We start from the raw sequence: 19,047 nt of genomic DNA on the forward strand, positions 1-19,047 counted from the left end.
TCCGCGGGCCACGCGTGCGGAGGAATCCGGCTGTCGGCGAAAGGGGGGCTTGCTTCTGGCGGAATCCGGCTGTCGGCGGAGGGGGCGGGGTGGGGGGCCCGGCTCCGCTGCTAGCGTCGCCGGGTGACTGAGCGACGTTCCCCCTCCGGTGCCTCCGACCCCGTCGACGGGCTCCTCGTCGTCGACAAGCCGTCGGGCTGGACGAGCCACGACGTCGTCGGCCGCGTGCGCCGCCTCGCCGGCACCCGCAAGGTCGGCCACGCCGGGACCCTCGACCCCATGGCCACCGGCGTCCTCGTCCTCGGTGTCAACCGCGCCACGCGGCTGCTCACCTACCTCGTGGGTGCGGACAAGGAGTACACCGCGACCGTCCGTCTCGGTCAGGCGACCGTGACCGACGACGCCGAGGGAGACGTCACCGACGCCCCCGGTGCTGCGGCCGTCGACCCCGACGCTCTCGCCGCGGCCGTCGCCGCCCTGCGCGGGCCGATCGAGCAGGTCCCCAGCTCCGTCAGCGCCATCAAGGTCGACGGCAAGCGCTCCTACGCCCGCGTCCGCGGCGGGGAGGAGGTCGAGCTCGCGGCCCGACCCGTCACCATCCACCGTCTCGACGTGCTCGCGCAGCGGACGACGACGGCGCAGGACGGCACCGCCGTCACCGACCTCGACGTCGTCGTCGGGTGCTCCTCGGGTACCTACGTCCGCGCCCTCGCCCGCGACCTCGGCACCGCCCTCGGAACCGGCGGCCACCTCACCGCGCTGCGACGCACCTACGTCGGCCCCTTCGCCCTCGACGGCGCCGCGGACCTCGACACCCTCGGCGCCGAGCACGCGGAGGGCCGGCCCGTCCAGCTGCTCTCGACGACCGAGGCGTGCCGCGCGGCCTTCGACCTCCGCGAGCTCTCCGACAGTGAGACCACCGCCGTGCGCTACGGCCAGCGGGTTGACGCCACCGGCAGGCCCGGCCCGGTCGCGGCCCTGGCCCCGGACGGCCACGTCGTCGCCCTCCTCGAGGACCGCGGCGCCCAGGCGCGCCCGGTGCTCGTCCTCGACCCCGCCTGAGCTCCCCGCGGACACACCTCTCCGCGCGCGGCCCGGCCAGGTGTGCCACCCTGCCCGGACAGCGTCACACGACGGGAGGGGGAGCGGTGCTCCAGGTGCTGTGGGGACTGGGCGGCATGGTCGTCGTCCTGGCGATCGCGTGGCTGCTCTCGGTCGACCGACGGCGGATCAACTACCGCACCGTGTCCCTCGCCCTGCTCGTCCAGATCGTCTTCGGCGTCCTCGTCCTCTACGTCCCGGCGGGCCAGCGCGTGCTCGAGACGGTGACGTCCGGCGTCCAGTCGGTCATCAACTCCTCCGCGGAGGGCATCGCCTTCCTCTTCGGCCCGATCCTCCCCGACGAGGGCTCGGTCTTCGCCTTCCAGGTGCTGCCCGTCATCGTCTTCTTCGCCGCTCTCACGGCGGTGCTGTACCACGTCGGCCTCCTCCAGCTCGTCACGCGCTGGATCGGCGGCGCCCTCGCGAAGCTGCTGGGCACGACCGGGCCGGAGTCGATGAACGCCGCCGCGAACATCTTCGTCGGCCAGACCGAGGCGCCGCTCGTCATCCGCCCCTACATCAAGGACATGACGCCCTCGGAGATCTTCGCCGTCATGGCCGGCGGCCTCACCACGGTCGCCGGCTCGGTGCTCGTCGGCTACTCGCTGCTCGGCGCCAACCTCGAGTACCTCATCGCCGCGAGCTTCATGGCAGCCCCCGCGGGCCTCCTCATGGCGAAGATGCTCGTCCCCGCCGGCGCCCTCGCGGACATCGGCCCCAACGCCGAGACCACCGCCCCGTCGGACGCGCCCGCCACCGACACCGCCGACGACGGCGCCCCCGCCGACAGCCGCGGCGGCTCGCGGCTGGCAGCGGCCTTCCGTCGCGGCTCCCGCCGGGGCGGCACCCACGAGGGCCGCAACGAGCTCGTCCGCCGGGCGCGTGGGGAGGACGCCCCGGAGGAGGACGAGGAGGAGCCGCCGGTCAACGTCATCGACGCCGCCGCCCGCGGCGCGTCCGACGGCCTCACCCTTGCGCTCAACGTCGGGGCGATGCTCCTCGCGTTCATCTCGCTCATCGCGCTGGCCAACATCGTCGTCGGCGGCATCGGCGGGTGGTTCGGCAACGACGACCTCAGCGTCGAGGAGATCCTCGGCTACGTCTTCTCCCCGATCATGGCAGCCGTCGGCGTCCCCCTCCACGAGGCGGTCGACGCCGGCAGCTTCCTCGGCCAGAAGGTCATCCTCAACGAGTTCGTCGCCTTCTCCGACTTCGCGCCCAGGGCCGAGGACTTCAGCGAGAAGTCCCAGGCCGTCATCACCTTCGCGCTCACCGGCTTCGCGAACCTGGGCTCCCTCGCCATCCTCCTCGGCGGGCTGGGCGGCATCGCTCCCACCCAGCGCAGCGTCATCGCCACCCTCGGCCTGCGGGCGGTGCTCGCGGGCACGCTCGGAAACCTCTTGTCGGCGGCCATCGCCGGGATCCTCATCGGCTGAGCCGGGGTAGTCTCGGCTGCGGCCCGCAGCCAGCGACCGCCGACGACAGAAGGAGCCCCAGCGTGCAGGTGTGGCACGGCATCGAGCAGATCCCCGACGGTCTGAGCGGCAGTGTCGTCACCATCGGCAACTTCGACGGCGTCCACCGCGGCCACCGGGCCGTCCTCACGGCCACGACCGACCGGGCCCGCGCCCTCGGGGTCCCCGCCGTCGCCCTCACCTTCGACCCGCACCCCGCGCAGGTCCACCGGCCCGGCACGACGCCGCCGCTCCTCACCGGTCTCACCGACAGGCTCGCCCTCCTCGCCGAGATCGGCATCGACGCCACGCTCGTCCTCCACTACACCCTCGACCTCGCCGCGCTGACGCCCGAGGAGTTCGTCACCGGGTACCTGCGGGACGCTCTGCGGGCGCGCGCCGTCGTCGTCGGGCACGACGCGCGCTTCGGCCGCGGCAACTCCGGTGACCAGCACACGATGGCGGCCCTGGGACGGGAGCACGGCTTCGTCGTCGACGTCGTCGAGGACGTCGGGGTGGACCGACGCTGGTCCTCCAGCTGGGCGCGCGAGCTCGTCGAGGCGGGGAACGTCGCCGCGGCCGCGACCATCCTCGGCCGCCCCCACCGGATGCGCGGCGTCGTCGTCCGCGGCCAGGCCCGCGGGCGTGACCTCGGCTTCCCGACGGCGAACCTCGCCCCGTCCGCGACCGGCACCATCCCCGCCGACGGCGTCTACGCCGGCTGGCTGCGCCGGCACGAGGGGGCGGGGGAGCGGCTGCCCGCCGCGATCTCCGTCGGGACGAACCCGACCTTCGGGGACATCGCCGAGCGGATCGTCGAGGCCCACGTCATCGGGCGCACAGACCTCGACCTGTACGACGAGGAGGTCGTCGTCGAGTTCGTCGAGCGGCTGCGCCCGACCCTGCGCTACGAGGGCGTCGAGGCGCTCGTCACGCAGATGCGCCTGGACGTCACCGACGCGCTCACCGCGCTCGGCGAGCCGGCCGTCTGATAACATCATCTCTTGCCGTCAGATCGGCCGCGGATGCGTCATGCCCGGGTGGACATGCCCCGGTGCTCCGCGCAACAACCCCTAGGAGAACCTGTGCCCCTCGCTGCAGACGTCAAGCAGTCCATCATCGCCGAGTACGCCACCCACGAGGGCGACACCGGTTCGCCGGAGGTCCAGATCGCGATGCTCAGCCGTCGCATCCTCGACCTCACCGAGCACCTCAAGACGCACAAGCACGACCACCACAGCCGTCGTGGTCTGCTGCTGCTCGTCGGTCAGCGCCGCAACCTGCTCAAGTACCTGCAGCGTGTCGACATCGAGCGGTACCGCACCCTGATCGGGCGCCTCGGACTGCGTCGCTGACACTCGCGCCGGCTCGGACCCGTACGGGTCCGGGCCGGCCTTGCAATGTCCGCCGGTGACGGCGGACGACAACTCAACACACCACCACCGCGCCGGACGTACCGAGCCGGTTTTCGGTAGTGGCCCCCGGAAGACCGGTTCGCCGGTGGTCCGTGGGCCTCGATCGAAGGCCGCCGGGCGCCGCGCGACGACCACGAAGGAGGGCGCCCCATGGAGGGACCCGAGATCACGTCCGCCGAAGCCGTCATTGACAACGGCAAGTTCGGCACCCGCACCGTCCGTTTCGAGACCGGCCGCCTGGCCCGTCAGGCCGCCGGCTCCGCCGTCGCGTACCTCGACGAGGACACGATGCTGCTGTCGGCCACCACGTTCGGCAAGAACCCGAAGGACCACTTCGACTTCTTCCCGCTGACCGTGGACGTCGAGGAGCGTCAGTACGCCGCCGGCAAGATCCCCGGCTCGTTCTTCCGCCGCGAGGGCCGTCCCTCGACCGAGGCGATCCTCGCCTGCCGGCTCATCGACCGCCCGCTGCGCCCGTCCTTCGCCAAGGGCCTGCGCAACGAGGTCCAGGTCGTCGAGACCGTCCTCGCGATCCACCCCGACGACTCCTACGACGTCCTGGCGATCAACGCCGCGTCGATGTCGACCCAGATCTCCGGTCTGCCCTTCTCCGGGCCGATCGGCGGCACCCGCATCGCCCTCATCGACGACCAGTGGGTCGCCTTCCCGCGCTACTCCGAGCTCGAGCGGGCCGTCTTCTCGATGGTCGTCGCCGGCCGCGTCGTCACCGACGCGCAGGGCACCGAGGACGTCGCGGTCATGATGGTCGAGGCCGAGGCCACCGACAACGCCTGGACGCTCATCAAGGAGCAGGGCGCCACCGCCCCGACCGAGGAGGTCGTGGCCCAGGGCCTCGAGGCCGCCAAGCCGTTCATCCTCGCGCTGTGCCACGCGCAGAGCGAGCTCGCGGCGAACACCTCCAAGCCGACCACCGAGCTGCCCCGCTTCCTCGACTACTCCACCGAGGAGTACGAGGCCGTCGTCGCCCACGCCGGCACGGACCTCTCCGAGGCCATCGCCATCGCGGGCAAGCACGAGCGCGAGAGCCGTCTCGACGAGGTCAAGAAGGCCACCCTCGAGGCGCTCGCCGGCCAGTTCCCCGACGCCGAGAAGAACCTCTCCGCCGCCTTCCGCGCCGCCACCAAGCACTTCGTGCGCCGCCGCGTCCTCACCGACGGCGTGCGCATGGACGGTCGCGGCCTGCGCGACATCCGCACCCTGTCCGCCGAGGTCGACGTGCTCCCGCGCGTCCACGGCTCGGCGATCTTCGAGCGCGGCGAGACGCAGATCATGGGCGTGACCACGCTCAACATGCTCCGCATGGAGCAGCAGCTCGACACGCTCTCCCCGCAGACGCGCAAGCGCTACATGCACAACTACAACTTCCCGCCCTACTCCACCGGTGAGACCGGTCGCGTGGGCTCGCCCAAGCGTCGCGAGATCGGCCACGGTGCCCTCGCCGAGCGCGCCCTCATGCCGGTGCTGCCGACCCGCGAGGAGTTCCCCTACGCGATCCGGCAGGTCTCCGAGGCGCTGGGCTCCAACGGCTCCACCTCGATGGGCTCGGTCTGCGCCTCGACCCTGTCCCTGTACAACGCCGGCGTGCCGCTGCGCGCCCCCGTGGCCGGTATCGCCATGGGCCTCATGACCGACGAGGTCGACGGTGAGACCCGCTACGCGGCGCTCACCGACATCCTCGGCGCCGAGGACGCCTTCGGTGACATGGACTTCAAGGTCGCCGGTACCCGCGAGTTCGTCACGGCCATCCAGCTGGACACCAAGCTCGACGGCATCCCGTCCTCCGTGCTCACCGGTGCCCTCTCGCAGGCCCGTGACGCGCGTCTGCACATCCTCGACGTCATGACCGAGGTCATCGACGCCCCCGACGAGATGGCCCCGACGGCGCCCCGCGTCATCACGGTCAAGGTCCCCGTCGACAAGATCGGTGAGGTCATCGGCCCGAAGGGCAAGATGATCAACCAGATCCAGGAGGACACCGGCGCGGACATCTCCATCGAGGACGACGGCACCGTCTACATCGGCGCGACCGACGGCCCCTCGGCCGAGGCCGCCCGCCAGGCGGTCAACGCCATCGCCAACCCGCAGATGCCGGAGATCGGCGAGCGCTTCGTCGGGACCGTCGTCAAGACGACGACCTTCGGCGCCTTCGTCTCCCTGTCCCCGGGCAAGGACGGCCTGCTCCACATCTCGCAGATCCGCCGGCTCGTCGGTGGCAAGCGCGTGGAGAACGTCGAGGACGTCCTCGGGGTGGGCCAGCAGGTCCAGGTCGAGCTCGCCGAGATCGACGCCCGCGGCAAGCTGTCCCTGCACGCCGTCGTCGACGACGAGGAGGGTGAGGCGGCCGAGACCGCCGCGCCCGAGGCCACCGAGGCCGCCTCGTCCGGCGAGGAGCAGGGCGAGCGCGAGGAGCGTCCGCGCCGTGAGGGCGGCGGCCGTCGTCGCGAGCGTCGCACCCGTACGCGGGAGGACGGCGACAGCGCCGGTGCCTGAGGCACTTCCCCTGGGCCCGGCCGGTGAGCCGGGTACCGAGATCTCGCTGGAGCAGGACGGGAGCGTCATCCGACGCTCCGTCCTGCCCGGCGGGATCCGCGTGCTGAGCGAGGCCATGCCGGCCCAGCGCTCAGCCACGATCGGGGCCTGGGTGGCCGTCGGCTCGCGTGACGAAACCGACGGCCACCACGGCTCGACCCACTTCCTCGAGCACCTGCTCTTCAAGGGCACCCCGCGCCGGGACGCGATGGACATCGCCGTGGCCTTCGACGCCGTCGGCGGGGAGGCCAACGCCGCCACCGGCAAGGAGCACACCTGCTACTACGCGCGGGTGCTCGACGCCGACCTGCCGATGGCGGTCGACGTCATCACCGACATGGTGACCTCCGCCCTCCTCGACGCCGAGGAGTTCGAGACCGAGCGCGGCGTCATCCTCGAGGAGCTGGCGATGGCGGGGGACGACCCTGTCGATGTCGCCCACGAGCAGTTCGCGACGGCGGTCCTCGGACCGCACCCCCTCGGACGCCCGATCGGTGGCACGCCGGCGACGATCCGCGGCGTGCCGCGTGAGGCCGTGCTCGAGCACTACCGGCGCACCTACGTGCCCAGCGAGCTCGTCGTCACGGCGGCGGGTGCCGTCGACCACGACGAGCTGTGCCGCCAGGTCCTCGAGGCCGTCCGCGCGGGCGGCTGGGAGCTCGACCCGGCGGGCGTGCCCGCCGAGCGCCGCTCCGCCGGCGACGACGCGCTGCCCACCGAGGGCCGCGCCCTTACGCTGCACCGCACCACCGAGCAGGCCAACGTCATCCTCGGCTGCCAGGGCCTGCCCGCCGGTGACGACCGCCGCTGGGCGCTGTCGGTCCTCATGACCGCCCTCGGCGGCGGCATGAGCTCACGCCTGTTCCAGGAGATCCGCGAGCGTCGCGGCCTGGCCTACTCGACCTACGCCTTCGCCTCCTCGTACGCGGAGGCCGGCACGGTGGGCCTGTACGCCGGCTGTGCGCCGGAGAACACCGCGCAGGTCGTCGAGCTGCTCGGCGAGGAGCTCGACCGCATCGCGGCCGCACCGCTCCCGGCCGAGGAGCTCGAGCGGGCCATCGGCCAGCTGAGCGGCAACCTCGTCCTCGGCCTCGAGGACACCGGCTCGCGCATGTCCCGGCTGGGGCGCGCGGAGATCGTCCACGGCGAGCTGACGACCGTCGCCGAGACGCTCGAGCGGGTCTCAGCCGTCACGGCCGAGCAGGTGCAGGCGCTGGCGGTCGAGCTGGCCGCCAAGCCGCGCTCGCTCGTCGTCGTCGGCCCCTTCGAGGACGACCTCGCCGGTCAGCTCCTCGCCAGCCCCGCCGCCGACAGCTGAGTTGTTCCGGTATCCCCCTGCCGCCGACAGCTGAGTTGTTCCGGCGTCCCCCTGCCGCCGACAGCTGAGTTGTTCCTCGCGCTTCACGCCGTACGGCGCGTACCTGCGCTGTGAGCGGCACGAGCACTCGGTAACAACTGCGCTCTCGGCGCGGGTGGGGGTGTAACAACTCAGCGCTCGGCGGGGGTGGGCCACAACTCCCCGCTCGGCGGGGGTGGGGTAACAACTCAGCGCTTGGCGGGGGTGGGCCACAGCTCCGCGCTCGGCGGGGTGGGGTAACAACTCAGCGCTCGGCGGGGGTGGGGGCCACAGCTCCGCGCTCGGCGGGGGTGAGGGCCACAGCTCCGCGCTCGGCGGGGGTGGGTAACAACTCAGCGCTCGGCGGGTGGGCGGTGCTGAGGGGTGAGGGACGCGCGGCTTATGCTCGCGGGCATGAGTGAACCCCTCAAGGTGGCCGTCCTCGGGGCCGACGGGCGCATGGGCGCCACCGTCTGCGACGCCGTCGAGAAGGCACCGGACCTGGAGCTCGTCGCCCGGCTCGAGAAGGACGACGACGTCGCCTCCCTGGCCGGGCGGGCGGACGTGGCCGTCGACTTCACCGTCCCCTCCGTCACCGAGGCCAACGTCCACGCGCTGCTCGACGCCGGCGTCCACGCCGTCGTCGGCACGACCGGCTGGGACGACGCGGCCCTGGCCCGGGTGGAGGAGCACCTGGCCCGCACCGACGGGCTCGGGGTGCTCATCGCCCCCAACTTCGCCCTGTCCGCCGTGCTCGCCATGCAGTTCGCCGCCACCGCGGCCCGCTACTTCGAGTCCGCCGAGGTCGTCGAGCTCCACCACCCGAACAAGGTCGACGCACCGTCGGGGACGGCGCTGGCCACCGCGCGCGGCATCGCCGCCGCTCGCCGCGACGCCGGCCTGGGCGCGATGCCCGACGCGACCGAGACCCAGCTCGATGGTGCCCGCGGCGCCGTCGTCGACGGCGTCCACGTCCACGCCGTGCGCCTGCGCGGGCTCGTCGCCCACGAGGAGGTCGTCCTCGGCAACCCCGGGGAGCAGCTGACGATCCGCACCGACTCCTTCGACCGGGAGAGCTTCATGCCCGGCGTCCTCCTCGGCGTCCGCGAGGTGGGCGGTCGCCCGGGGCTCACCGTGGGCCTGGAGCACCTGCTCGACCTCTGACCCGGTCTCAGCCCCCGAGGGCGGCGATCGCCGCGACCGTCATGTCCCACAGGCGGTCACGGTCCAGTCCCACCGCCACGGAGGTGGTGAGCGGCCGGCCGAGGTCGCCGTCGAAGTCGGTGACCGTCATGCCGGTGGTCCACCGCCCTGCCGTCTCGACCGTGACGAAGGCGTCCCGGTAGGTCATGACGCCGGGGTCGAGGGCGGCGGCCACGGCGCACAGGTCGTGGACGGCCGGGGCGGGGAAGCCGCGCGCCGCGTAGGCCGCGGTGAAGAACTCGAGCAGCTCGTCGACGAAGGCCGCGAGCGGGGTGCCCAGCGCGCGCACCCTGCCGCGGAAGGCGTCGTCCGCGAGGGCCTGGTGGGTGAGGTCCAGGCCCACCATGGTGACCGGCCACGACCCGGCGAAGACGGCCTCCGCCGCCTCGGGGTCGGCGAGGATGTTGAACTCGGCCGCCGGGGTGCGGTTGCCCCGCGTGTAGCTGCCGCCCATGAGCACCACCCGCTTGACGAGCCCGGCCAGGCGCGGCTCGAGGGCAAGAGCCAGGGCGATGTTGGTGAGCGGGCCGGTGGGCACGAGCGTCACCGTGCCCGGCTCGTGCGACAGGACGGTCTCGACGATGAGCTCGGCGGCGCGCCGCTCGTCCAGGCCGACCGTCGGGGTGGGCAGCACCGGCCCGTCCAGGCCGCTCTCACCGTGGTAGTCGGGGGCGACGATCGCCTCCCGGACGAGGGGCCCGGCAGCCCCGCGCGCGACCGGCACGTCTACCCCGGCGATCGTGCACACCGCGCGGGCGTTGCGGGTGACCTTGTCGATGGTCTGGTTCCCGGCGACGGTCGTCACCGCCAGCAGCTCGCAGCGCGGGTCGCCGGCGGCGAGGAGGATCGCCAGGGCGTCGTCGTGGCCGGGGTCGCAGTCGAGGATGATCTTCTCGGTCATGGACCGAGTCTGGTCCCCGGCTCAGACCTGGGCGAACCAGCAGCTCTCGACGACGTCCCCCGCACCGGTCGTGAGGACGCGGCGCGGCCCGGCCGGCGCGAAGCCCGCCGAGGAGAGGAAGCGGGTGCGGGCGTCGTCCTCCTGGCCCGCCCACATGACGAGCGACGTGGCGCCCGCCTCGCTGGCCAGGTCCACGCAGGCGGCGAGCAGCCGGGAGCCGTGCCCCTCGCGGGTGTGGGAGGCCTCCACCTCCAGCGCCAGCACCTCCACCGGCGCCTCGCCGGCGGACTCGGGCAGCTCCACGCCCTCGGCCGGGGCGAAGGCGAGGAAGCCGACGACCTCGACGCCCGCGCAGGCGGTGAGGACGCGGTGACGCTGGCTGGGCGGGGAGGTGACGGCCGCCTGCCACTGGGCGGTCACGGCCGAGGAGTCGACCGCGCCGAGCTCCTCCTCGGTGATGATCCCGCGCCCGCGCCACGCCGCCAGCTGCAGCCGGGTGACGAGGGGGGCGTCCTCGGGGACGGCCGGGCGCACGGAGAGGTCCGCCGTCGGGCCGTGGTCGTGACCCGCGTGCGGGTCGTCGTCGGGCAGGGCGCCGGCTGCCAGGGCACCGAGCAGGTCGTCCGCGTCGTGCGGCGTGCTGTCCATCCTCACCCCAGCAGGCTACCGGCGCGGGCGGTCACGGTGCGGACCGCCGCGGTCCCCGACCCGCGCGGACGGTACCGTCGTCCCCATGAACGCCGCCGCACCCTCGCGCACCTTCGGCTCGGTGTCGGTCGCCATGGTGACCCCCTTCCACGCCGACGGCACGGTGGACGTGCCCACCGCGCAGCAGCTGGCCGTCGACCTCGTCGACGCCGGCTGCGACAGCCTCGTCGTCAACGGCACGACCGGGGAGTCCTCGACCACCCACCAGCCCGAGAAGGACGCGCTCGTGCTCGGCGTCGTCGAGGCCGTGGGGGAGCGCGCCATGGTCATCGCCGGCGCCGGGTCCAACGACACCGCGCACGCCGTGCGCATCGCCAAGAGCGCCGAGCGCACCGGCGCCCACGGGCTGCTCGTCGTCACCCCGTACTACAACCGGCCCTCCCAGGCCGGTGTCGTCACCCACATCGAGACCATCGCCGACTCCACCGGCCTGCCGGTCATGCTCTACGACATCCCCGGCCGCACCGGCGTCGCCATCGGCGACGACGCCCTGGACCGCCTCGCCGAGCACCCCCGCATCCTCGCGGTCAAGGACGCGACCGGCGACGTGCCGCACGGCTTCGAGCGCATGGCCCGCACCGGGCTGGAGTTCTACTCCGGCGACGACGGCCTCAACTTCGCCTGGCTCGCGCACGGCGCCTCCGGCGTCGTCAGCGTCGTCGGGCACCTCGCGGCCGGCGCCTACGCCGAGATGGTCGCCGCGGTCGACGACGGCGATCTCGTCGCCGCCCGCGCCGTCGCCAACCGCACACGCGGCCTCGTCAATGCCATCATGGGAGGTGGCCAGGGCGCCGTCATGGTCAAGGAGGCACTACACCTCCAGGGCCGGCTGCCCAGCCCGGCCGTGCGGCTGCCGCTCGTGCGCGCCGCGGAGAACGAGATCGTGGCACTGGAGACGGTGCTGCGCCAGGAAGGACTTCTGTGAGCCACACCCACCCCGACCTCGCGCCCCCGGGGCCCCTCGCGCCAGGGGCGCTGCGCATCGTCGCCCTCGGAGGCCTGGGTGAGGTCGGCCGCAACATGGCCGTCCTCGAGTACGAGGGCCGCCTGCTCATCATCGACTGCGGTGTGCTCTTCCCCGAGGACCACCAGCCCGGCGTCGACCTCATCCTCCCGGACTTCGACTACATCGCCGACCGCATGGGCGACGTCGAGGCCATCGTCCTCACCCACGGGCACGAGGACCACATCGGCGCCGTGCCCTACCTCCTGCGCCTGCGCCAGGACATCCCGCTCATCGGCTCCCAGCTCACCCTCGCGTTCATCGAGGCCAAGCTCAAGGAGCACCGCATCACTCCCCGCACCCGCGCGGTGAAGGAGGGGCAGGTCGAGCGCTTCGGGCCCTTCGAGACCGAGTTCGTCGCCGTCAACCACTCCATCCCCGACGCGCTGGCCGTCATGGTGCGCACCGGTGCCGGCAACGTGCTCCACACCGGTGACTTCAAGATGGACCAGCTGCCGCTGGACGGCCGGATCACCGACCTGCGCGCCTTCGCCCGTCTCGGCGAGGAGGGCGTGGACCTGTTCATGACCGACTCGACGAACGCTGAGGTCCCCGGCTTCACCACCGCCGAGGCGGAGATCGGCCCGGTCCTGGACGCCGTCTTCGCCGACGCCACCCAGAAGATCGTCGTCGCCTCCTTCGCCTCGCACGTGCACCGGGTGCAGCAGGTGCTCGACGCCGCCTACGCCCACCGCCGCAAGGTCGCCTTCGTCGGGCGCTCGATGGTGCGCAACATGAAGATCGCCTCCGACCTCGGCTACCTCCACGTCCCGGAGGACACCGTCGTCGACATCAAGCAGGTCGACGACCTGCGCGACGACGAGCTCGTCCTCATGGCGACCGGTTCCCAGGGCGAGCCGATGGCGGCCCTCAGCCGCATCGCCAACCGCGACCACCGCGTCGCGGTCGGCCCGGGGGACACGGTGATCTTCGCCTCCTCCCTCATCCCGGGCAACGAGAACTCGGTCTACCGGGTCATCAACGGGCTCACCCGTCTCGGCGCGAAGGTCGTCCACCAGGCCAACGCCCGGGTGCACGTCTCCGGCCACGCCAGCGCCGGTGAGCTCCTCTACTGCTACAACATCGTCAAGCCGCGCAACGTCATGCCGGTGCACGGGGAGATCCGCCACCTCGTGGCCAACGGGGCGCTCGCCGTCAAGACCGGTGTGCCCGCCGAGCGGGTCGTGCTCGCCGAGGACGGCGTCGTCGTCGACCTCGTCGACGGGAAGGCCCGGATCGTCGGCGCCGTCCCGAGCCGGTACGTCTACGTCGACGGCTCGTCCGTCGGGGAGATCACCGAGGCCGAGCTCAAGGACCGTCGGATCCTCGGCGAGGAGGGCTTCATCTCGATCTTCGCCGCCGTGGACTCCGCGACCGGCGCCGTCGTCGCCGGACCGCACATCCAGGCCCGCGGCATGGCCGAGGACGAGTCCGTCTTCGACGGCATCCTCCCCAAGCTCGCCGAGGAGCTCACCAGCGCGGCGCGCGGCGGGGCGACCGACACGCGCCAGCTGCAGCAGGTGATGCGCCGGGTGGTGGGCCGCTGGGCGTCCAGCAGGCTGCGCCGCCGTCCGATGATCATCCCGGTCGTCGTCGAGGCATAGGACAGAGGGAGTGCGATGGCCGCGACGCTGATCATCCTCGTCGCGGCCATCGTCGCTTTCGTCTCCGGCAGGATCCCGCTCGCCATCGTGGCGATCGGGGTGGCCCTGGCCCTGTGGGCCACCGGGGTGCTCGAGCTCCAGGACGCGCTCGCCGGGTTCGGTGACCCGACGGTGCTGTTCATCGCCGCCCTGTTCGTCGTGAGCGAGGCCCTCGAGGCCACCGGCGTGACCGCGTGGGCCGGCACCCAGGTCATCCGTCGCGCCGGGACGTCGCGGACGGCGATCCTCCTCGCCGTCTCCCTCCTCGTCGCGGTCCTCACCGCCTTCATCAGCGTGAACGGGGCGGTGGCCGCCCTCATCCCGATGGTGGTCGTCGTCGCGACCCGCGCCGGGATCCCGGTGTCCCACCTGCTGCTGCCGCTCGCCTTCACCGCGCACGCCGGGTCGATGCTCCTGCTCACCGGCACCCCGGTGAACATCATCGTCAGCGAGGCCGCGCAGGACGCCGGGGAGCGTGCCCTCGGCTTCTTCGAGTTCGGGCTGGCCGGTGTCCCGCTGCTCGTCGGGACCGTGCTGGTCATCGTGCTGCTCGGGCCCCTCCTCCTCCCGGACCGGACCCCCAACGAGCTGCCCAGCGACCTGACCGCGGTGATCGGGGTGCTGCGTGAGCAGTACGCGCTGCCCGCCGACCAGCGGCTGACCAGCGCCGAGCGCGGGGTCGCGGAGGTCACCGTCGCGCCGCGGTCAGCGCTCGTCGGGCTCCATGTCTTCCCCGGCATGGCGACGCCGAGCGGGGACCTCGTCGTCGTCGCGGTCCAGCGGGGCGGTGAGGACCTCACCGGTCCGGACTCCCACCTGCGGCCTGGGGACACGCTGCTCGTCAGCGGCACCTGGGAGCACCTCGAGCGGCACACGGCCGGGCCCGACGTGCTCGTCGCCACCCCGCCGGACGAGCTGCGCCGCGGCGTCCCGCTGGGGCGCGGGGCCCGGCGCACCCTCACCGTGCTCGCGCTCATGGTGCTGCTGCTCGCCACCGGTGCGGTGCCGCCCGCGGTCGCCGGGCTGCTCGCCGCGTGCGCGCTCGTCCTGTCCGGTGTGCTCACCCCCGTGCAGGCCTTCCGGAGGATCGGCTGGTCCACCGTCGTCCTCGTCGCCGGCATGATCCCGCTGTCGACCGCCTTCATCACCACGGGCACGGCCGATCGCATCGCCGAGGAGCTGCTCGGCGTCGTCGGCCAGAGCTCGCCGCACGTGGCCCTGCTCGCCATGTGCGTGCTCACCATGGTGCTCGGGCAGCTCATCTCCAACACCGCCACCGTGCTCATCCTCGTGCCGGTCGCGGCCGCCCTCGCCGCGGACCTCTCGGTCTCGGTCCTGCCCTTCATGCTCGCCCTGGCGGTCTCCGGTGCGGCCTCCTTCCTCACCCCGGTCGCGACCCCGGCCAACACCATGGTGCTGGAGCCCGGCGGCTACCGGTTCGGGGACTACGGCAGGCTCGGGCTGCCCCTGCTGCTGCTCTTCCTCGTCGTCGCCGTCCTGTGGGTGCCGGTCGTCCTGCCCTTCGGGTGACCCGAAGGGTGCCGCCGCGGACACCTCCGTCGCTATGCTGGGCCCATCGCGGTCCTTGCAAGGGCGGAGAAGCAGGGGCACGCGAGCACTCCTGCGGACGAGGCACGCATGGCGACGACCGAGACGGGGAGCTCCGAGTCCTCGGGGTTCCTCGACTGGATCGAGCGGGTCGGCAACAAGGTGCCGAACCCGTCGATCATGTTCGTCTACCTCATCGGCGTCGTCGCCGTGCTGTCCGCGCTGCTCGCCTGGGCGGGCGTCAGCGTGACCGACGAGGTCGTCATCCCGGTCCCGCGGGACGAGTTCAACCAGATCAACGAGCACCTCGGGGGGACGTACTCGATCTACGACTCCACCACGGGTGAGCCGGCGACCCTCCCGGACTACGTCGTCTCGGAGGAGACCTTCGACGTCCGCAGCCTCCTGTCCGTCGACGGCGTGCGGTTCTTCTTCTCCTCCTTCGTCGACAACTTCGCGGGCTTCGGTGTCGTCGCCACGGTGCTCATCGCGATGGCGGGAGTGGGCGTCGCCGAGCACGCCGGCCTCATGGCCGCGCTCATCCGCAAGGTCGTCAAGATCGCCCCGCCGCGGTGGCTGGCCTTCGTCCTCATCTTCGTCGGTGTCCTCTCCTCGGTCGCCACCGACGCCGGCTACCTCATCCTCGTGCCGCTGGCGGCCGCAGCGTTCCTCTCGGTGGGCCGGCACCCGCTCGCCGGCCTCGCCGCGGCCTTCGCCGGGGTTGGCGCCGTCTTCGGTGCCAACCTCCTCATCACGCCCTCGGACAGCATGCTCACCGAGATCACCAACGAGGTGCTGTCGAGCGCGGGCATGGACACCATCGAGGTGACGCAGAACTTCTACTTCGCGATCGTCTCCTCGTTCGTGCTCGCCGTCGTCGTCCTCCTCGTCACGGTGCTCGTCACCGAGAAACGGCTCGGTGCCTACGACGCCGCCGGGGGAGCGGACGCCCCCGAGGAGGGGGAGGTGGACGAGGCGGCGGTCTCCCGCGGCCTGCGCTTCACGCTGTGGGCGATGCTCGTCTACGTCGTCGTCATCGCACTGCTCACCCTGCCGCCCGGCGCGCCGCTGCGGGACCCGGAGACCGGCGACATCATCGGCACGACGCCGTTCATGGCCAGCCTCATCTTCATCATCTCCCTCGCGTTCCTCGTCGCCGGCGTCGCCTACGGGGCGGGGGCGCGCACACTCGTCGGCGGGGACGCCGCGGTCAACGCGATCGCCAAGACCTTCGGCAGCCTGGGCGGGCTGCTCGTCATGTTCCTCATGATCGCCCAGTTCATCGCGGTGTTTAACTGGAGCAACCTGCCCACCGTCGCGGCCGTCTCCGCGGCCGAGCTCCTCGAGCAGGCCAACGTGCCGGCGATCGTGCTCCTGCTCGCGTTCATCCTCGTCATCGTCGTCCTCGACGTCATCCTCCCCGGGCTCGTGCCGAAGTGGGTGATCTTCGCCCCGGTGTTCATCCCGATCTTCGCCACCCTCGACGTCGCCCCGCAGACCCTGCTGGCGGCCTACCGGGTGGGCGACTCGCCGGTCAACGTGCTGACGCCGCTCATGGTGTACCTGCCCTTCATGGTCACCGTCGCCCAGCGGTACAAGAAGGATGCGGGCATCGGCACGATCATCGCGCTCATGCTGCCCTACGCCGTCGCGGTCCTCGTCGCGTGGACGGTGCTGTTCGTCCTGTGGTTCGTGCTCGGCATCCCGTGGGGCCCGGGCTCGCCCGTCAACCTGCCGGGGTGATCCGGCACCCGTTCCCCACCGACCGGAAGGAGACCCGTCATGAGCACCACGCTCGACGACATCCTCACGAGGATCGTGCCCTCCTTGCGGACGGACCTCGCCGTCACCGTCGTCGCCGACGGCGAGAGCGTGGACGCCGACGCGCTCGCCGTTCCCGTCCCCAGTGACGGGGCGGTCCCGGACGTCCTCGGCGTCGACCTGCCGGCCCTCGAGCGGGCCGGCTTCACCCCCGAGGTGGGCAAGGCCATCGCCTTCCCGTCCTCCCAGCAACCGGTGCTCGTGGCGGTGGGGGTGGGGCAGGTGGGCCGGCTCGGTGCTGCCGAGGTGCGGGACGCTGCCGCCGCCTTCGCCCGGGCCGTGCCGCAGGACGCGCGGCTGGCCACCCGGATCCCCGTGAACGACGCCCTGTCCGCGCGGGACTCCGCCGCTGCCGTGGTGGAGGGGATCGTGCTGGCCCGCTACCGGTACTCCCTGCGCAGCGAGCACCGCGGGCCGGTGGCCCTCCGCTCGATCGTCCTCGTGGCGCCCGACGACGCCGTCGAGGAGGCCCGGGCCGGGGTGGCGCGAGGCCTGGCCACGTCCCGGGCCGCCTGCCTCGCCCGGGACCTCGCCGCCTGCCCGGCCGGACTCCTCACCGCGACGCGCCTCGGGGAGATCGCCGAGGCCCTCGCTGCGGAGTCACGGCTGGAGGTGGAGGTCCACGACAAGGCCGCCGTCGTCGAGATGGGCCTGGGCGGCTTGCTCGGGGTGAACAAGGGCTCGGTCGAGGAGCCGCGGATGATCGTGCTGCGCTACGTCCCCGAGGGGGAGCCCACCGGCCACCTCGCGTTCGTCGGCAAGGGCGTCATGTACGACTCCGGCGGCATCAGCCTCAAGCCGGGCGACCTGTCGCACTCCCAGATGAAGAACGACATGACCGGCGCCGGGAACATCCTCGCGGCGATGTCCGTGATCGCCGAGCTCGGCGCCACCGCGCAGGTCACCGGTTATCTCATGTGCACCGACAACATGCCCTCCGGCTCCGCGATGCAGCTCGGTGACGTCCTCACCATCCGCGGCGGCAGGACCGTCGAGGTGCTCAACACCGACGCCGAGGGGCGCCTGGTCATGGCCGACGCCCTGGTCCTGGCGGTCGAGGAGGGCGCCGACGCGATCGTCGACATCGCCACCCTCACCGGGCAGTGCCTGCGCACCCTGGGGGAGGAGGTCGCCGGCCTCTTCGCCAACGACGACGACCTCGCCTCCCAGGTGGTCGCGGCAGCCGAGCACACCGACGAGCAGGTCTGGCGCCTGCCGCTCGTGCGCAGCTACCGCGCGGAGCTCGACTCCGAGATCGCGGACATGAAGAACATGGGCGGTGCCAACGGCGGCTCGATCCACGCCGCCCTCTTCCTCGAGGAGTTCGTCGCCGGCACCCCGTGGGCGCACCTCGACATCGCCGGCACCGCCCAGTCCTCGGCCGAGCGGGGCTGGGTGAACAAGGGCCCCACGGCCTTCGGTGCGCGTCTGCTCGTCGAGCTCGCGCTCGGGTTCGCGCGGCGAAGGTAGCGCGCCCAGCCGGCCCTCCCACCGAGCAGAGTGGTTCCGACGGTGAGCCCCTACCCGAACTCGATGTGGGTGCCGCCCTGCTCCGCGAAGACCCTGTAGTAGATGTAGTAGTGGTCGTCCGTGAAGTACACGGAGTGGTCGTCGCCCATGATGACGCGGGTCAGTCCCGCGGCGGCGCCGGGCGGGGCGTACACCGCCTCGAGGTAACGCGGCCCTGCCGGCAGGACGTGGAACGCGAACCCCGCCTCGAGCAGGTGGTTCTGGACGTAGGAGCCCGTCGGGCTCGTGGGACTCCCGTGCCCGCCGTGTGCGCTGTAGTTGCGGTGGTGGGGGTGCGGGTTCAACCGGTTGACGACCTGGTCGAGGCGCCCGGCGATGCTCAGCGGGACGCGGCCCTGCGGACCGACGTACCAGTACGTCGTCCTGCCCGGCGTGACGACGTCGGGCGCCCTCGTCCCGAGGGCGTCGTTCAGCCGCTCGTACGCGTTGCGCACCACGACCGTCTCCGTGTCGCCGAGAAGGCGCTCCAGCGCCTGGCGGTACCTGACGAGAGTGGCGTGGTCGACGTCGTCGGTCTCGATCCGTCCGACACCGGGCAGAGGGATGTTGATGACCTCCCGCTGCACCGCCGGGAGTGGCGCCGTCGTCGGTCGGCCCGTGTGCGCCAGGAGCGCCGTGACGGCGGAGTTCCCCACGCTTCGCTGGAGCGCGCGCAGCCGGCCGGGCCCCGGTACGGCGGTGGGACCGATGACCGGAGGTCCGCCCTCGCGCAGGCCGGCCGGCCGGCGGCGATCGGACCCGGGCGCGTTCTCGGGGGACCTCGTGTCACGCATGGCGGCTCCTCGGTGAGGCAGGGCGCGGTGGACCAGGGTCGGTGATCGAATGACGGCAAAC

At 72.5% G+C, this 19,047-nt stretch carries 15 protein-coding genes; 12 read left to right on the forward strand and 3 right to left on the reverse strand.

Going from position 1 to position 19,047, the window contains the following annotated elements; genetic code table 11:
* The first annotated feature begins 123 nt into the window (after positions 1-123).
* The 7 genes from truB to dapB all read left to right on the forward strand — a co-directional run bounded on the left by truB (position 124) and on the right by dapB (position 9,020).
* Positions 124-1,062, forward strand: coding sequence for a tRNA pseudouridine(55) synthase TruB (truB, locus tag H9624_RS00485; protein WP_251837964.1), 939 nt, complete (start codon positions 124-126; stop codon positions 1,060-1,062).
* 86 nt (positions 1,063-1,148) lie between these two features.
* Positions 1,149-2,537: a NupC/NupG family nucleoside CNT transporter gene (locus H9624_RS00490; protein ID WP_251837965.1), complete on the forward strand. Its 1,389-nt coding sequence runs from the start codon at positions 1,149-1,151 to the stop codon at positions 2,535-2,537.
* 62 nt (positions 2,538-2,599) lie between these two features.
* The gene (locus H9624_RS00495; protein WP_251837966.1) at positions 2,600-3,547 is read left to right on the forward strand and encodes a bifunctional riboflavin kinase/FAD synthetase; all 948 of its coding nucleotides are present in this window, start codon (positions 2,600-2,602) and stop codon (positions 3,545-3,547) included.
* A 54-nt stretch (positions 3,548-3,601) separates the two neighbouring features.
* Positions 3,602-3,910, forward strand: a complete 309-nt coding sequence (rpsO, locus tag H9624_RS00500) for a 30S ribosomal protein S15 (protein ID WP_286010706.1) — start codon at positions 3,602-3,604, stop codon at positions 3,908-3,910.
* Positions 3,911-4,120: 210 nt separating this feature from the next.
* A complete protein-coding gene (locus H9624_RS00505; protein ID WP_251837967.1) occupies positions 4,121-6,481 on the forward strand; it encodes a polyribonucleotide nucleotidyltransferase in 2,361 nt (786 codons plus the stop codon).
* Positions 6,474-7,838: a M16 family metallopeptidase gene (locus H9624_RS00510; protein ID WP_251837968.1), complete on the forward strand. Its 1,365-nt coding sequence runs from the start codon at positions 6,474-6,476 to the stop codon at positions 7,836-7,838. The genes H9624_RS00505 and H9624_RS00510 overlap by 8 nt, the downstream gene beginning before the upstream one ends.
* Positions 7,839-8,270: 432 nt before the next feature.
* Positions 8,271-9,020, forward strand: coding sequence for a 4-hydroxy-tetrahydrodipicolinate reductase (gene dapB / locus H9624_RS00515; protein ID WP_251837969.1), 750 nt, complete (start codon positions 8,271-8,273; stop codon positions 9,018-9,020).
* Between the two features lie 7 nt (positions 9,021-9,027).
* Here the strand turns inward: dapB and H9624_RS00520 are convergent, their stop codons facing one another.
* Positions 9,028-9,960 carry a nucleoside hydrolase gene (locus H9624_RS00520; protein WP_251837970.1) on the reverse strand — a complete coding sequence of 311 codons (933 nt, stop codon included), beginning with the start codon at positions 9,958-9,960 and terminating at the stop codon, positions 9,028-9,030.
* 21 nt (positions 9,961-9,981) lie between these two features.
* Positions 9,982-10,608: a GNAT family N-acetyltransferase gene (locus tag H9624_RS00525; protein ID WP_251838955.1), complete on the reverse strand. Its 627-nt coding sequence runs from the start codon at positions 10,606-10,608 to the stop codon at positions 9,982-9,984.
* 85 nt (positions 10,609-10,693) lie between these two features.
* On the opposite strand from H9624_RS00525, the gene dapA reads away from it, so the two are divergent.
* From dapA to H9624_RS00550, 5 genes are all read left to right on the forward strand, one after another.
* Complete coding sequence (gene dapA / locus H9624_RS00530; protein ID WP_251837971.1) at positions 10,694-11,593, forward strand: 4-hydroxy-tetrahydrodipicolinate synthase; 900 nt, start codon at positions 10,694-10,696, stop codon at positions 11,591-11,593.
* Positions 11,590-13,275 carry a ribonuclease J gene (locus tag H9624_RS00535; protein ID WP_372435077.1) on the forward strand — a complete coding sequence of 562 codons (1,686 nt, stop codon included), beginning with the start codon at positions 11,590-11,592 and terminating at the stop codon, positions 13,273-13,275. Before dapA ends, H9624_RS00535 begins: the two co-directional genes overlap by 4 nt.
* Before the next feature lie 15 nt (positions 13,276-13,290).
* The gene (locus H9624_RS00540; protein ID WP_251837972.1) at positions 13,291-14,844 is read left to right on the forward strand and encodes an SLC13 family permease; all 1,554 of its coding nucleotides are present in this window, start codon (positions 13,291-13,293) and stop codon (positions 14,842-14,844) included.
* Between the two features lie 108 nt (positions 14,845-14,952).
* A complete protein-coding gene (locus H9624_RS00545) occupies positions 14,953-16,605 on the forward strand; it encodes an AbgT family transporter (protein ID WP_251837973.1) in 1,653 nt (550 codons plus the stop codon).
* 39 nt (positions 16,606-16,644) lie between these two features.
* A complete protein-coding gene (locus H9624_RS00550) occupies positions 16,645-18,153 on the forward strand; it encodes a leucyl aminopeptidase family protein (protein ID WP_251837974.1) in 1,509 nt (502 codons plus the stop codon).
* A 50-nt stretch (positions 18,154-18,203) separates the two neighbouring features.
* Here the strand turns inward: H9624_RS00550 and H9624_RS00555 are convergent, their stop codons facing one another.
* Positions 18,204-18,986, reverse strand: a complete 783-nt coding sequence (locus tag H9624_RS00555; protein ID WP_251837975.1) for a hypothetical protein — start codon at positions 18,984-18,986, stop codon at positions 18,204-18,206.
* Positions 18,987-19,047 lie beyond the last annotated feature (61 nt).

Source organism: Oceanitalea stevensii, from assembly GCF_014837105.1.
Taxonomy (GTDB): Bacteria; Actinomycetota; Actinomycetes; order Actinomycetales; family Actinomycetaceae; genus Oceanitalea; species Oceanitalea stevensii.